Source organism: Streptomyces sparsogenes subsp. cuspidosporus, from assembly GCF_039532705.1.
GTDB classification, from domain to species: domain Bacteria; phylum Actinomycetota; class Actinomycetes; order Streptomycetales; family Streptomycetaceae; genus Streptomyces; species Streptomyces sparsogenes.
In genome coordinates this window covers 15214-29121 of record NZ_BAAASD010000032.1, presented here as the reverse complement: position 1 = coordinate 29121, position 13908 = coordinate 15214, and the positions used below count along the sequence as shown (strand labels likewise).

At 75.7% G+C, this 13908-nt stretch carries 9 protein-coding genes; 3 read left to right on the top strand and 6 right to left on the bottom strand.

All coding sequences use genetic code 11. The features are described from left to right. Positions 1 to 244: 244 nt before the first annotated feature. Positions 245 to 1261: a LysR family transcriptional regulator gene (locus ABFY07_RS29685; RefSeq protein ID WP_346177451.1), complete on the top strand. Its 1017-nt coding sequence runs from the start codon at positions 245 to 247 to the stop codon at positions 1259 to 1261. A 41-nt stretch (positions 1262 to 1302) separates the two neighbouring features. On the opposite strand, the gene ABFY07_RS29680 is transcribed toward ABFY07_RS29685, so the two are convergent. From ABFY07_RS29680 to ABFY07_RS29665, 4 genes are all read right to left on the bottom strand, one after another. Next, positions 1303 to 2175 (bottom strand): SAM-dependent methyltransferase, encoded by an 873-nt coding sequence (locus ABFY07_RS29680; RefSeq protein ID WP_346177450.1) that lies wholly within the window; start codon positions 2173 to 2175, stop codon positions 1303 to 1305. Further along, positions 2172 to 3398 carry a SagB/ThcOx family dehydrogenase gene (locus ABFY07_RS29675; RefSeq protein ID WP_346177449.1) on the bottom strand — a complete coding sequence of 409 codons (1227 nt, stop codon included), beginning with the start codon at positions 3396 to 3398 and terminating at the stop codon, positions 2172 to 2174. The genes ABFY07_RS29680 and ABFY07_RS29675 overlap by 4 nt, the downstream gene beginning before the upstream one ends. A 63-nt stretch (positions 3399 to 3461) precedes the next feature. Next, a complete protein-coding gene (locus ABFY07_RS29670; protein ID WP_346177448.1) occupies positions 3462 to 5615 on the bottom strand; it encodes a TOMM precursor leader peptide-binding protein in 2154 nt (717 codons plus the stop codon). A 91-nt stretch (positions 5616 to 5706) separates the two neighbouring features. After that, positions 5707 to 5811, bottom strand: a complete 105-nt coding sequence (locus ABFY07_RS29665; protein ID WP_346177501.1) for an azolemycin family RiPP peptide — start codon at positions 5809 to 5811, stop codon at positions 5707 to 5709. 282 nt (positions 5812 to 6093) lie between these two features. Between ABFY07_RS29665 and ABFY07_RS29660 the strand changes: the two genes are divergently transcribed. Then, positions 6094 to 7260 carry an FAD-dependent oxidoreductase gene (locus tag ABFY07_RS29660; RefSeq protein WP_346177447.1) on the top strand — a complete coding sequence of 389 codons (1167 nt, stop codon included), beginning with the start codon at positions 6094 to 6096 and terminating at the stop codon, positions 7258 to 7260. Here the strand turns inward: ABFY07_RS29660 and ABFY07_RS29655 are convergent. After that, complete coding sequence (locus ABFY07_RS29655; protein ID WP_346177446.1) at positions 7257 to 11615, bottom strand: cation-translocating P-type ATPase; 4359 nt, start codon at positions 11613 to 11615, stop codon at positions 7257 to 7259. The genes ABFY07_RS29660 and ABFY07_RS29655 overlap by 4 nt on opposite strands. 288 nt (positions 11616 to 11903) lie before the next feature. Here ABFY07_RS29655 and ABFY07_RS29650 point away from each other — a divergent pair, with 288 nt between their 5' ends. Further along, positions 11904 to 12383 carry a hypothetical protein gene (locus tag ABFY07_RS29650; protein ID WP_346177445.1) on the top strand — a complete coding sequence of 160 codons (480 nt, stop codon included), beginning with the start codon at positions 11904 to 11906 and terminating at the stop codon, positions 12381 to 12383. Between the two features lie 96 nt (positions 12384 to 12479). Here the strand turns inward: ABFY07_RS29650 and paaK are convergent, their stop codons facing one another. After that, on the bottom strand, positions 12480 to 13817 hold the full coding sequence (gene paaK / locus ABFY07_RS29645; RefSeq protein ID WP_346177444.1) for a phenylacetate--CoA ligase PaaK: 1338 nt from the start codon (positions 13815 to 13817) through the stop codon (positions 12480 to 12482). Positions 13818 to 13908: the final 91 nt, after the last annotated feature.

Below are 13908 nucleotides of genomic sequence, written 5' to 3'. Positions count from 1 at the left end.
CGCGGGGTCCCGCGGGTGAACTTCCGGCGGAGCGGGGCATGCCGCTTCGGCCGCTTGGGGAACCGGCCCGGGCGGGCCGTGATCGCTTCGGTGGTCCGGGGCCGGGAGGGGAGGGGGTCCGGTCGGGCAGGACGGCCGGCCGGGGGCCGGGTGAACCGTCACGATGATTTTGACCGTCACCTGATCACACGTCCAATTAAAGTCTTACGCCTATTCATCAGGAGTTTTTATCGTCCTTCGGGTGATGGATCTTCGCCAGCTCACCGTGCTCGCAGAGGTCTCCCGCGCCGGCTCCTACCGCGCCGCCGCCGACCGGCTCGGTTACACCCAACCCGCCGTCAGCTATCACATGCGCGCCCTGGAGCGCGCCGCCGGAGTGCCGCTGGTGGCCAGATCGGGCCGCGGGGTGCGGCTGACGCCCGCGGGACACCGGCTCGCCGAGCGCGCCAAGGAGGTGCTGGCCGGGCTGCGGGCCGTGGAGAGCGAGTTCGAGGCGCTCGCCGCGCACACCCGGGGGCGGGTGCGGGTGTCGGCCGTCCAGAGCGTGTGCGTCGCGGTGCTGCCCGCCGCGCTCGCCCTGCTGCGCGCGGCGAGCACCGAGGTGGAGGTGGAGCTGGGCCAGGCCGCGTCCCCGGACTCGTACCGCCTGCTGCGGTCGGGCGAGACCGATGTCGCGATCGTCGACGACGGCGACCTCGGTGACCTCGGCGCCCGGGAGCCGGGGTCCCCGGTAGGGGCGGCGGACCCGGCGCTGTGCCGGGTGCCCCTGCTCGCCGACCGCCGCTATGTGCTGCTGCCGCCCGGGCACGCCCTCGCGCGGCGGCGCAGCCTCGCCCTGGCCGATCTGTCCGGTGAGCGGTGGATCCTGGGCCGGGAGCGGAGCCGGTTGCTGCGGCGGTGCGCGGAAGCTGGGTTCGAGCCGCGGGTGGTGACGACCACCGACGACCAGGCGACGACCATCGGGCTGGTCGGCGACGGGGTCGGCGTCGCCCTCCTGGACGGGGTGGGCCTGCTCCCCCGGCGTGATCCGCGGGTGCGGGCGCGCCGACTGAACCGCTGGCCCCGGCGCCAGGTGTACGCGCTGCTGCGGCCGGAGACGGCGCGGATGCCGGCGGTGGCGGCGCTGATGGGCGCGGTGCGGGCGGCGGTGGGCCGGCTGGCCGAGTCCACCGACTGCCTGCTGCCGCCCGGCGGCGAGCCGCCGGCGCCTCCCGGGGACGCGAGTCCACGCCGCGCCCCGGGCCGCGTCCGGCCGGCGTAGGCCGACGCCGGGATGGGCCGACGCCGGGATGGGCCCGGAGGCTACGCCGGTGGAGCGGCCGGGCCGGGCCCGCACCGGGTGCCCGTGAGCAGCCAGCCGCCCGTATCGCCCGCCTCCCGCAGCATCGGCAGGTACCGGGCCATCCGCTCGGCGGCGTAGGGCAGGCTCGCCGGGTCGGGGACCGTCATGCGCCAGCCGCGCTCGGCCCACCACAAAGCGGGGTCGCGCAGCGAGCACCGCCAGGGGGCTCCGTCGGCGGACAGGGCGTCGTGGCAGGAACGCAGGCAGTCCAGCCGGCCCTGGGACGTCATGGTTTCGGCCCCGACCTCGCTGCCCGGGGGCGAATGCGCGGCCATGGTGCGCACGACCGCGTCGGCCTGATCGGGCTCCAGATAGACCAGGGTGCCCTCGCACAGCCACGCCGTCCGCCGCGCCGGGTCGAATCCGGCGGCGATCAGGGCGTCGGCCCAGCGGTCCCGCAGGTCGGCGGGGACCGTGACGCGACGCGCGGTGGCCGGGACCCGGTCGCCCACCACCTGGTTCTTGAAGTCGAGGAGGTCGGGCAGGTCCACCTCGAAGACGTCGACCGCCCGGGGCCACGGCAGTCGGAAGGCCCGCGCGTCGAGCCCCGCGCCGAGCAGGACGACCTGGGTGCATCCGCCGCGCACCGCTTCGAGGAGGTAGTCGTCGAAGTACCGGGTCCGCACGGCCACTCCGTCGTGCAGGAACTCCCGGGCCTCCGGGCCACCCGGAGGCGGCTCCTGCGACCCCGCCGCCGCGACGAACTCGGCGGCCCAGGGATCGACGGCGCAGGCGTTCGGCGCACGGCTCTCGTCGGCCCGCATCTGTGCTGTCCATACGGCCGTGCGACAGACGGTGGGAAGCGGCAGCGGCTCGCTGTCGGCGGGCGTCATGCTCGCTCCTGCTCCTTGTCAGTGGTGAGGGGCACCAGGCGGTGCGCGGCGGAGGTGGGCGCGGGCAGCCCGATGGCCATGTTGCCCACATGGATCAGCCGGTCCCGGTAGGGGCGCAGGAACGAGGGGGTCATGGGCGCCTCGACCCGGCCGGTCAGGCAGGTGGCGAGGCCGATGTCGGTGCCGGCCAGGCTGAGGGTCTGCATCAGGCAGCCGGTGTCGCGGTAGATCAGGCTCAGCGCCATGCCCTGGTACTTCCAACCGGTGCGATACGCGCAGGAGGTGAGATACAGGCTGGCCGGCGGGGGCTGGTCCTCCTGCATGGGCACGCACAGGGTGCGCCGCTGGAGGTCGTCCAGCTCCTCGCTCCACGGCGCGAGGCGCTCCAGCGCATGGCCGAACGGGTCGTAGTGGTAGGCGCCGGGCGCCAGCCCCTCGACCTCCCGGGCGACCAGATAGAGCTCCAGGCTGTGGCGGGCCCCGCCGGAGGGCGCGGCGCGCTGCGTCTGCTCGTACTTCAGCGGCGGGAGGTAGCCGCGCACCCGGGCCGTGCGAGCGAAGAGGGCGGCCAGCAGCGGCAGGGGCACCGGGCTGGGGGCGTACTGGCGGATGGAGCGCCGGTCGGCCAGAACCCGGTCCAGGGGCCGGCTCGGTGGCGCGGTGTCCTCGGGCAGCTCGATCCGCTCCAGGGCCTCGGGGTGGAGCAGCCGGGCGGGCGGCGGGGTGCCGCGCAGGCGCGTCGGCACGCCCGAGCGGCTGGTCTGGGCGTGCACGGCCAGCTCGTACGGGGTCCAGCCGGTGCCCGGGGGCGCCCCGCCCGGCCCCGGCCCCTCGCCGGGCCCCTCGCCGGGCCTCTCGCCGGGCCCGTCGCCGGGCGCCTCCGGCCGGTCCCGGCGCGCCTCCGGCTCGTCGCGGGGCGCCTCCGGCTGGTCCGCCCGGGGGTCGGGCCCGTGGTCCTCGGGGGCGTCCCGGCATACGATCCCGGCCTCGGCCAGCCGCTCCAGCAGGCGCCGGACCTCGTCCTCGGGCCGGGAGGAGGACGCCCAGGCGCCGTGCACATCCCGGGCGCTGCGCGGGTGGTCCAGGAGGGAGAGCAGCTCGAGCAGCTCCGGCTTGATGGCGAACTTCCGCCAGGCGCCGCAGTCCACCAGCACCAGTTTGCCGTTCTCCCCCCATTCGACGAGCGTGTCCCTCCGGCGCCGGTACAGGGTCTGACGAGTCATCGTGGCGTTCTTCTCCTGGTCTGCCGTCCCCGTTCGCTGCCATGGGCCGCCGCTCGCGGGCGCTCAGCCGAGGGGCAGCGGATAGGGGTTCAGTTCGTCCTCGGTGAGCGGGGCGGCGCGCAGGCCCATGCGCACCGGTGCCTCGTACAGGCGCCGGCCGCCGCGCCGCCGGAAGTCGCGCCGCAGGGTGATGGGGCACAGCCCGGGTACGACGCTCCTGACCACGCGCACCCCGCACTCCGCCACATCGACCGGTGTGATGTCGACGGCGATCGGCTCGTGGCCCCGCGCGGCCAGCCGCCGGACCACCTCCTCGACCGCGGCCTCGTACGAGGCGGGCGCGGGGGAAGGCTCCGGCAGGGGGCGGAGCGGGCCCTCGTCCCAGAACGGCACCAGCGACAGCCGCCCCGGGCCGCAGTAGTAGGTGTAGAAGTCGGATCGGTCGAGCTCGATGTCGTCCAGGCCGGGGATGTCCCGCTCGGCCAGCCAGCTTCGCAGCCCGGTGCGGCACAGGTCCGCTTCCTCCAGCGCCCCGAGCAGGGCGCCGTGGAGGTCGAGATGGGCGCTGGTGGCGTGGGCCACCACGGGCCGGTCCGCCGGGCCCTCGACATACCGGACGGAGACCACGGGGATGCCGAGGTCGGTGGTGAGGTCCTTGCACAGCACCTGGACGCCCGCCGCGGTCAGCCGCTCGACGACCGCGGCGGCCGGTCCCCCGGTCAGCCCGCCGAGGTCCAGGGTGGGCAGCGCGAGGCGGTTCTCCCAGAAGACGGCGACGGCGTCGCGCTCGACGACCTCCAGCAGCCCGCCGAGCGTCGCGTGGTGCGGGCCGCTTCCGGCGGCGAGACCGGTGGAGATGGGGTCGATCAGCCGCTCCCGGCGGCGCGGGAACCGGTAGGGGACGTAGACCACGCAGGCGGGCACATACCGGGCCCGGCCCGTGGTGAGCGAGCGGCCCTCCACCCAGTCCAGCTCCAGGTCGGGGTCGAACGGGGCGATGCGGGGCAGCGCGGCGTATTCCCGCTCGGAGGCCAGCGGCAGGCTCCGGGGGTCCACGGCGGCGGCGCCGAGCTTCCGGAAGGAGGCGCGGACCAGCCGGTCCGGGTCGTAGACCCCGGCCGCGTAACGCTCCATGAACTCCCCCACGGCGCACACCCGGGCCAGTGTCGGGTCGTACTTGACGGCGCCGCTGCACGCGCTTGCCTGCACCGGGGAGAACCAGGTCGTCGTGGGGTGTCCGGCGGTGAGCACATGCGTGGTCGAGTTGCCCGGCTCGCGGTCCGCGTCCCGCACCCGGACCTCGGCCACCAGGCCGGTGAGCGGGTCCACCGCCCGGCGCATCCGCTCCCAGCAGGACTCCGGGTCCCCGGCCGGGGGTTCGGCCGGCTCCGGGGGCGCGGTCACGGGGGCGCAGGCCGGGCACAGCGGGGTGTGGAGCACGGGGTGGCGGGTGGTGACCGCGGTGGCGTGGTCGACCTCCAGCAGCTCGCCCGGGCCGCTCGGGCCCCGGGTGAGGGCCGCCATGGTCTGGTGGGCGAGCATCGCCGCGGCGATGGCCGTGGTGGGCCAGCGATCGCTCTCGGCCGCGCCGTAGAGCACGTCGAGCGGCAGGTCGGCGATGGGCTGCCAGGTGTGGTTGGCGCGCAGCCGGCGCACCAGGCAGACCGGGCAGGCGGTGCGCGGCGGGTCGAGGACGGCGAAGAGGAGCCGGGTGGGCGAGGACAGATGGGTGAGGATCGGCGCCCGGGCCTCCATGGCACGCTCGGTCCACCGGCGCAGCAGGGTCTCGTCCCCGTGGAGGGGCAGGACCAGCGCTCCCGGATCCGCCGACCGGTCGGGGGCGGGGGCCCGGACGACCTCGGCCCCGGCCCGGCGCAGCCCCTCGGCGACGCCGTCCGCCAGCGGTCCCTCGCCGACGACCACCGCCGGGCGGGTGGCGCCCGGGCCGCCCGTGTTGTACAGGGGGTGGCTGAGCGGGGCGTCGGAGGCGGAGTGCACCAGGGTGCGGGAGCGCAGTCCCGCGATGACGTCCTCGGGGAGGAATTCGAGGCCGATGTCGCCTTCGAGCTCGCTCAGGTCCGGATTCCGCTGGGGAACGCGCAGGGTGCCGGTGCTGGAGCAGATATAGACATGACCGGCGCGGTTGACAAGGCGAACATCCCGACGCGAGACGAGCCGGACGGATTCCCTCGGCGGTGTGCCCGGTTGCGCGTTCACACGGATCCATTTCTCAAGTGAGAGTCAACTGCCGGTCGAGAACGGAGGTGTTTCCCGGCCCCGGGTCGGAAGACCGGGAAACACCGGGGTGCTACTGGGTTTCCTCGATGTCCTCGTCCATCTTGATGGTGCAGGTGGAGACGACGACCGCCTCCGGCTCCTGAATGGCCATTTCCTCGAACAGCTCGTTGTCGATCACCGGCGAATCTCCTGTCGATCGGATACGAATACGGTTTCTTCCCGAACGGGGGCCGGACAGCGGGGTGTTCGGCCCTGTGCCATGAAAATGCGGGCGCGCGAAGCCTGTCAAGAAGTTCCGGATCAGGGAAATCCCAAAGAGTGAACTCATGCCCAAGAGAAAGTCATATGGAATTCCGACCGCATGAGCTGACTATTCCTGTCGCCCGGGCGTGTCCCCCCACCGGGTGCTATCGGTGACACATGCGGGGCATCGGGCCCCCACGGGGAAGGGGAGCCGATGTACGACGTGATCGTGGTGGGGGGCCGCTGCGCCGGCGCCGCCACCGCCCTGCTCCTCGCCCGCCGGGGGCTCCGGGTCCTCGTCCTGGAGCGCGCGCGCTTCCCCAGCGACACCCTCTCCACGCTCTACATCCACCAGCCCGGTGTGGACCGCCTGGCCCGGTGGGGCGTGCTGGAGGAGGTGCGGGCCACCGGATGTCCGCCCCTGGAGCGGGTCTCCTTCCGGGCGCCGGGGCTCCTGCTGACCGGCCCGGCGCCGGTGTGGGGCGCGGCCACCGGCGGCCTCGCGCCCCGGCGGTACGCCCTGGACGCGATCCTGGCCCGTGCGGCGGCGCGGGCCGGCGCGGAGTTCCGCGACGGCTGCTCGGTCACCGGGCTGCTGTGGGAGGGCGGGGCGGTGGCCGGGGTCCGGTACACCACCCCGCGCGGCGGCGCGGACCGCGCCCGGGCCCGGCTCGTGGTGGGCGCCGACGGGCGGCACTCCACCGTGGCCCGGCTGGTGGGCGCCCCGTACCTGCGCGACGACGGCCGGCTGACCGTCGCCCTCTACACGTACTGGAGCGGGCTGCCCGGGGACGGGCTGGGGCTGTACTCGGGCCAGGGCGCCGGCGCCGCCCTGGTGCCCACGCAGGACGGCCTCACGCTGGTCAATGTGCAGCTGCCCCGCGCCACGGCGGGCCTGACCCGGGAGAGCGCGCCCCGCGCCTATCTGGCCGGCGCGCTGCGCGCCTGCCCGGAGCTGGCGGAGCCGCTGGCCGCCGCCCGGCAGGAGGACCGGCTGTTCCGGTGCACGGACCTGCCCAACTTCTTCCGCCGGGCCCACGGCCCGGGCTGGGCGCTGGTCGGGGACGCGGGCCACCACAAGGACCCGTGCGGCGCCCAGGGGATCGGCGACGCGTTCGCCCAGGCCGAGCTGCTCGCCGGGTGTCTGGCGGACGCGGTCGACGATCCCGGGCTGACGGCCAAGGCCCTGCGGCGGTACGCCGAGGAGCGCGACCGGCGGTGGACGCCGCCGTACGAGTCCAATCTGGCGTTCGCGAGGCTTACGCCCACGGAGGAGCATCTCGAGGTACTGCGGCGGGGCGAAACGGACCCGCTCTTCCGGGACCGGTTCTTCCGCGCACTCGCCGGCCTCCCGGACGGGGAGCCGACAGCCGGCGGCTAGTGGGCCAGGCCGCGCACCAGCGGGGTCAGCGCCGAGCCGGCCAGCGTGGCCAGGGCGATGGAGCCCAGCGTGATGCCCCACGCCACGGGGCCCAGCGGGACGCAGCCGAAGAAGTGGCTGACGCCGGGTGTCTGGACGATGCCCGCGAGGACGGCGGCGGAGCCGAGCCCCGCGATCAGGACGTGGCGGTCCAGGCCGCCGGTGGCCAGGGTCTGGGCGAGCTGGGTGCCGACCAGGGCGGCGAGCGCGACGGTGGACGCCCGGCGCCGTCGCCCGGTGAGCCGCGCGCCGGACCAGGCCAGGCCGGCCCCGAGGGCGGTGATCACGCCCCGCAGCAGCATCTCGTTGGTGAGGGCGGTGCCCAGGGAGCGGTGCGGCCCCTCCCGCAGCAGCCGCTCACCGGTGTGGCCGGTCGGCTCGCGCACCGCGATGGCGAGCGCGGGCGCGAGGTCGGTCAACAGGTTGACCAGCATGATCTGCCGGGCGCTCAGCGGGGTGCCGCCGGTGAGCGAGGCGGTGAGCACGCTGAAGGTGACCTCTCCCAGGTTGCCGCCGATGAGGATGGCGAGCGCGGCCCGCACCGAGGCCCACATCGCCCGGCCCTCCATCAGCGCCGAGACGATCGTCTCCAGCCGGTCGTCGCCGACGACCAGGTCCGCGGCGGCGGTCGCGGCGGGCGTGCCGCGCCGGCCCAGGGCGATCCCGACGTCCGCGAGGCGGATGGCGGGCGCGTCGTTGGCCCCGTCGCCGGTCATCGCCACCACCCGCCCGAGGCGCTGGTACGCCTGGACGATGCGGACCTTGTGGTGGGGGCTGCAGCGGGCGATCACATCGACCGTGGGGAGCAGGGCGTCGAGCGCCGCGTCGTCGAGCTCGTCCAGCTCGGGTCCGGTGCACACCTTCGGCTCGGGGACGTCGCTGACTCTCGCCGCGATGGCGTCCGCGGTGGCCGGGTGGTCGCCGGTGAGCATCACCGTGTGCACCCCCGCCTCGTGCAGCCGCCGAGTGGCGGGGGCGGCGCTGGTGCGGACCGGGTCGGCCAGGGCGACGAAGCCGAGGAAGACCAGGTCCCGTACGGCCTCGTCGGTGAGTTCCTCGTCGTCCGCCATGGGGCGCTCGGCCACGGCCAGCACCCGGCGGCCCGCTCCGGCCAGCTCCTCGGCGCGCGCGGTGAGCGCCTCGACTGCGTCCGGGTCCAGCGGGGCCGGCGCGTCCCTGTGCCGCCGGCCGACACAGCGGCGCAGCACGTTCTCCGGCGCGCCCTTCACGCTCAGGAGCAGGCCGTGGGAGGTGCGCCCGGCGGTGGCGTGGTAGGCCCGGGACGGTTCGAAGGGCAGGGCGTCGGTACGCCGCCAGCGGGGGGCGCCCTGGCGTACCGCGACGCCGGCGCGGCGCGCCCCGGCCATCACGGCGCGGTCGGTCTGGTGGGCCATGGGCTCGGCCTGCCGGGCCGGCGGGGTGGCGCGCAGCGCGGCCGCCAGCACGGCTTTGCGCGGGGTGTCGAGCCGGTCGGCGGGCAGTTCGTGGTCCCCGTCGCCGACGGCGGCGAGCTGGAGGGTGCCCTCGGTGAGGGTGCCGGTCTTGTCGAAGCACAGGACGTCGGCGCGGCCGAGCGCCTCGATGGTGCGGGGGTTGCGCACCAGCGCGCCGAGGTCGGCCAGCCGGCGGGCGGCGGCGAGCTGGGCCGCGTTGACCAGGAAGGGCAGTCCTTCGGGTACGGAGGCGACGGCGAGGTTGACCGCGGAGGCCAGGGTGTCGGTGAGCTTGCGGCCGTGCAGCAGCCCGGCCGCGCAGACGGCGGCCGCGGAGCCGAGGGCGATGGGCAGGCTGGCCCGGGTGAGCCTGGTCAGCCGGGCCTCCACCCCGGTGACGGGCGCGGCCTGCCGCGCGGTGGCGAGGCTGCGGCCGACCTCGGTGGAGGTGCCGGTGGCCACCACGACGGCGACCGCGCGCCCGGCGGAGACGGTGGTGCCCTCGTAGAGCATCGAGCGGCGCCCGGTGATGTGCGCGGCGGCCACCGGCGCCGGGTCCTTGGGGACGGGGAGGGACTCGCCGGTCAGCGAGGACTCGTCGACCTCCAGGCCCTCGGCCTCCAGCAGCCGGCAGTCGGCGGGCACCACGTCCTCGGGGCGCAGCACGACGATGTCGCCGGGCACCAGGTCACCGGCGGCGACCAGCCGCTCGGTGCCGGCGCGGCGCACCCGCGCGCCGATGGCCGAGCGGGAGAACAGCTCCGCCAGGGCGCGCTCGGTCCTGACCCGCTGGACGCCACCGACCAGCGCGGAGGTGCCGGTGATGGCGGCCACCAGGGCGGCGTCGGTGCGCGAGCCCACGGCGGCGGCCAGCGCGGCCCCGGCGGCGAGCACGGGGGTGAGGGGGTTGGCGAGCTCGTCGATGAACGCCGCGGGCAGGCTGGTGCGGGGCGGCTCGCCGGTGCGCGGGCCGCCGGGGGCGCGGGCGCGGGCGGTGGCCTCGGCCGGGGTCAGGCCGTCGGGGGCGGTGCCGAGGCGGTCCAGGACGCGCCGGGCGGGCATCAGGTGCCAGGGGACGGAGGTCACCGGCGGTGCGAGGGGGCGGGCTATCAGCTGTCGGGCTCGCCAGTTGCCCATGCAGAAGGCGATGGTGCCGGCGGTGTTGCCGGCGGCGGTGGAGCGCGCGGCCGCATGCCGGCGGTGGGCCTGGAGGGCGGCTACGGCGCCGACGCCGCTGCCGCCCGCTGCGAGCACCGCGCTGTCCCGGTCGACCCGGGCCGCCACGCCCACGGCGTCCACGATCACCGCGGCCGACTCCAGGTCCGCGCCGACCAGCAGATGCGCTCCCCAGGCCGGGGCCTCGCCCTCGCGGTGGGTGCCGATGCCGCAGTCGGCGGCGCCCAGGGCCCGGCGGTTGCCGGACAGCAGCAGTACCACCGCGCCGTCGGCCTGGAGTCCGCGTACCGAGGCCACCAGGCGCCCGCCGGCGGGCACCACCGCGTCGGCGAAGGCGAACGCCGGGTGCGGGCGGTCGGTGGCCAGGACGACCCGCGCGCCCGCCCGGCGGGCGGCGGCCGCCACGGCCTCGGCGCCGGGCGCGGTCTGCGCGGCCAGCCCCACCACGGCCTGGAGGCGGGGGCCCCTGGCCAGGCCGAGGACGCGCTCGCTGCCCTTGCGGAGCAGCCGGGAGGCGGCCTGGGCACCGGTACGGCCCGTCAGGTCGAGCCGGTCCAGCGGGCCCAGCGCCCAGCCGTGGCCGTTCCGCCGGACCTCCAGGGGCCCGTCCGGGTCGAAGAGGTCGAACAGCCGCTCGGCGACCCGCGGCGCGTCGGCGCCGCCGAGCACCTCCACGTCGATGGGCTCGTACCGGTCGCCGCGCAGCGCCTCCTCGTCGAGCACCACGGTGTCCACCTGGCCCAGCCGGCGCAGCGCGGCGCGGTCCATGGCCACCACGCCGCGCAGGGCGAGGAAGTGGCCGAGGCTGGTGGCGAAGCCCTCCCGGCCCGCGCCCGGCGCCTTCGGCAGCGAGGCCAGCGCCACGGCCAGGCCGCGGCGGGGGCCTGCGAAGGGTGCGGCGAGCGCGCCGACGGCCGCGCCGATGCGCATGGACCGCTCGGCGTAGCGCGCGGTCGCGTCCCTGGGGGGCGGGCCCGGTCGTTCGACGACGATCGGCTCGGCCGCCACGTCCCGCGGGCCGTGCACCAGGTGCGGCTCCGCCGCCTCCCACGCCTGGCGTTCCGCGGCGGCCTCCCGCCACTGGGCCAGGCGCTCGACCACGTCCAGCGCGAGCCCTCCGCCTCGGGTGGCCACGCCCTGGGCCAGCGCGCTCACCGCGGTCAGCGCCGAGTCGGCCCGGTCGGGGCCGCTGACGGCCGCGGCCAGCCGGCGTATCCGGGGGTGGTGCTGGAGCAGGGAGGCCAGCGCGCCGACCTCGGTGGGCAGTTTGAGCCAGGGGGCCAGGCGCAGCGCCGTGGACAGGGTGAGGCCCACGGCGTCGGCGGTCAGCGCGGAGAGGGACTCGGGGGTGCTGGGCCCTTCGGAGGGGTGGTGGGGCTCGGGGAGCCACTCGTCGAACTCCTCGGCCACGGCGGCGGCCTCTGCCTCCTCCCCCTGCTCGACCAGGGCGACCAGCTCGGCCTCGCGGACCGCCTGCGAGAGGAGCGAGACCACGACGCGCTCGGACGGCGCGTTGACCCGCGCCCACCGGACCCGGGGGTGGGTCTCGAGCGCCCTCTCCACGCGGCGGGCGACCCGCTCGCCCCCGGTGCCGTGCACCCCCCGGACCTCGATGTACATGCGTCCGGGGTGGGACCACACCCCGCGCTGCGGCAGCCTGGCCAGCCGTCCGAGAAGTCCGGCCGCGCCGCGCACGCCCGCGGTCACCCCGCCGGCGAGGGGTCCCAGCAGCGGGGGCGCCGGGATGCGGATGCCCGACCTTCCCGACCTTCCCGGCGTGCCCGAGGTACCTGATGTGCCTGGCGTGCCTGATGCACCTGGCGTGCCGGATGTGCCTGACCGTGAGGACTGTGACATCGGCGCGGCCTCCCTACCCATCGCCCGGCTGCACGCTGCCCCGCCACCCGTCGCAGCCACCCCAGCGGAGAATAAATCCCTATTACCCTGAAAAGTGAGGAATTACCACAACGTCGACCATGTGCGGACGTGAGACCTGTGAGTACTCCCACCACCTCCCGCAAGCGCGGGTCCTCCGAGAAGACGAAGACGGCGGCGAAGGGGGCGGCCCGGAAGACGACGGCCGAGCGGAAGACGACGGCCCGGAAGACGACGGCCGGGACGAAGTCCACGGCCTCCGAGAAGGCCACGGCCACCTCCGCGAAGGCCGGGGCGAAGGCCGAGAAGCCGCCTGTGACCACGTCGTCCGGCGACGGCAAGCGGTCGTTCACCGTGACCGTCCCCACGGCGGGGCGCATGGCGGGCGGCCTGGCGGACGCGGCGCTGCTGCCGGTGGCGGTGGCCCGCCGGTGGCTGCCCGCCAAGGGCGGCCTCCCCCTCTACGTGGGTCTGGGCATCCTGGGCGCCGCGGAAGCGATCGAGTGGCCGGTGGCCGTGGGCATCGGCATCGGCTACGCCGTGCTGCGCCGCGGCGGCGTCATGGCACCCCCGTCCACCGGGGCGGCCCAGCCGGCCTGAGGCCGGACGGCCCCCGGACCGCGGACCGGCGCCCCCGGCGCCGGTCCCGCGCCGTTTCCGGCGAGTCCCCCACCCCGGGCGCGCCCCCGGCCGGCCTCAGCGCAGGTCCTTGACCCGGCGGAGCTTCCCGACGGAGCGCTCCAGCGACTCCGGTTCCACGACCGACACCTCGACGGTCAGGCCCGCCCCGTCCTTGACCGCCTGGGCGATGGTCCGCTCGGCGGCCGCCCGCGCCTCGGGCGTGGCGCCGGGGCGCGCCTCGGCCCGGACGGTCATGTGGTCCATCCGGCCGCGCCGCGTCAGCAGCAGCTGGAAGTGCGGGGCGACGCCCGGGGTGCGTAGCACGATCTCCTCGATCTGGCTGGGGAAGAGGTTGACCCCGCGCAGGATGATCATGTCGTCGCAGCGGCCGGTGATCTTCTGGATGCGGCGGAAGGCGGGCCGGGCGGTGCCGGGCAGCAGCCGGGTCAGATCCCGGGTGCGGTAGCGGATGACGGGGAGGGCCTCCTTGGTCAGGGAGGTCAGGACAAGTTCTCCCTCCTCCCCCTCGGCCACCGGCTCATCGGTGAGCGGATCCACGATCTCGGGGAAGAAGTGGTCCTCCCACACATGGAGGCCGTCCTTGGTCTCCACACACTCCTGGGCCACCCCGGGACCCATCACCTCGGAGAGCCCGTAGATGTCGACCGCGTGGAGGCCGGCGCGCTCCTCGATCTCCCGGCGCATCTCCTCGGTCCACGGCTCGGCGCCGAAGACGCCGACCTTCAGGGAGGTGGTGCGGGGGTCGATGCCCTGGCGTTCGAACTCGTCGAGGAGGGTGAGCATGTAGGAGGGGGTGACCATGATGACCTCGGGCCTGAAGTCCTCGATGACGCGCACCTGGCGCGCGGTCATGCCACCGGAGGCGGGGACGACGGCGCAGCCGAGGCGCTCGGCGCCGTAATGGGCGCCGAGGCCGCCGGTGAACAGGCCGTAGCCGTAGGAGATGTGCACCATCTGGCCGGGGCGCCCGCCGGCCGCGCGCAGCGAGCGGGCGACCACCTCGGCCCAGACGGACAGGTCGTTCGCGGTGTAGCCGACGACGGTGGGCCGGCCGGTGGTGCCGCTGGAGGCGTGCACCCGGCGCAGCTCCGAGCGGGGTACGGCGAGCATCCCGAAGGGATAGGTGTCGCGCAGATCGGCCTTGGTGGTGAAGGGGAAGCGGGCGAGGTCCTCCAGCGTGCGGCAGTCCTCGGGCTCGACGCCGGCCGCGCGGAACTTCGTACGGTACGCCTCGACGTGGTCGTAGGCGTGTCTGAGGGTGGTCCGCAGCCGGGCGAGCTGTGTCTCGCGCAGCTCTTCGGGTCCCATCCGTTCGGCGGCGTCGAGGAGCTCGGGCGGCGGCGGGGAGCCCAGTCGGCGGCCGGGACCTGCGGCATGCGTCGGGATCGTCATGTCTGGCACCACCCCAAGGGACCGACCGAACATTCGGTGAGCGGGACGCGATCAAGTAATCCCACATCCGCCCGGCCTGTCAAGGGGCGGC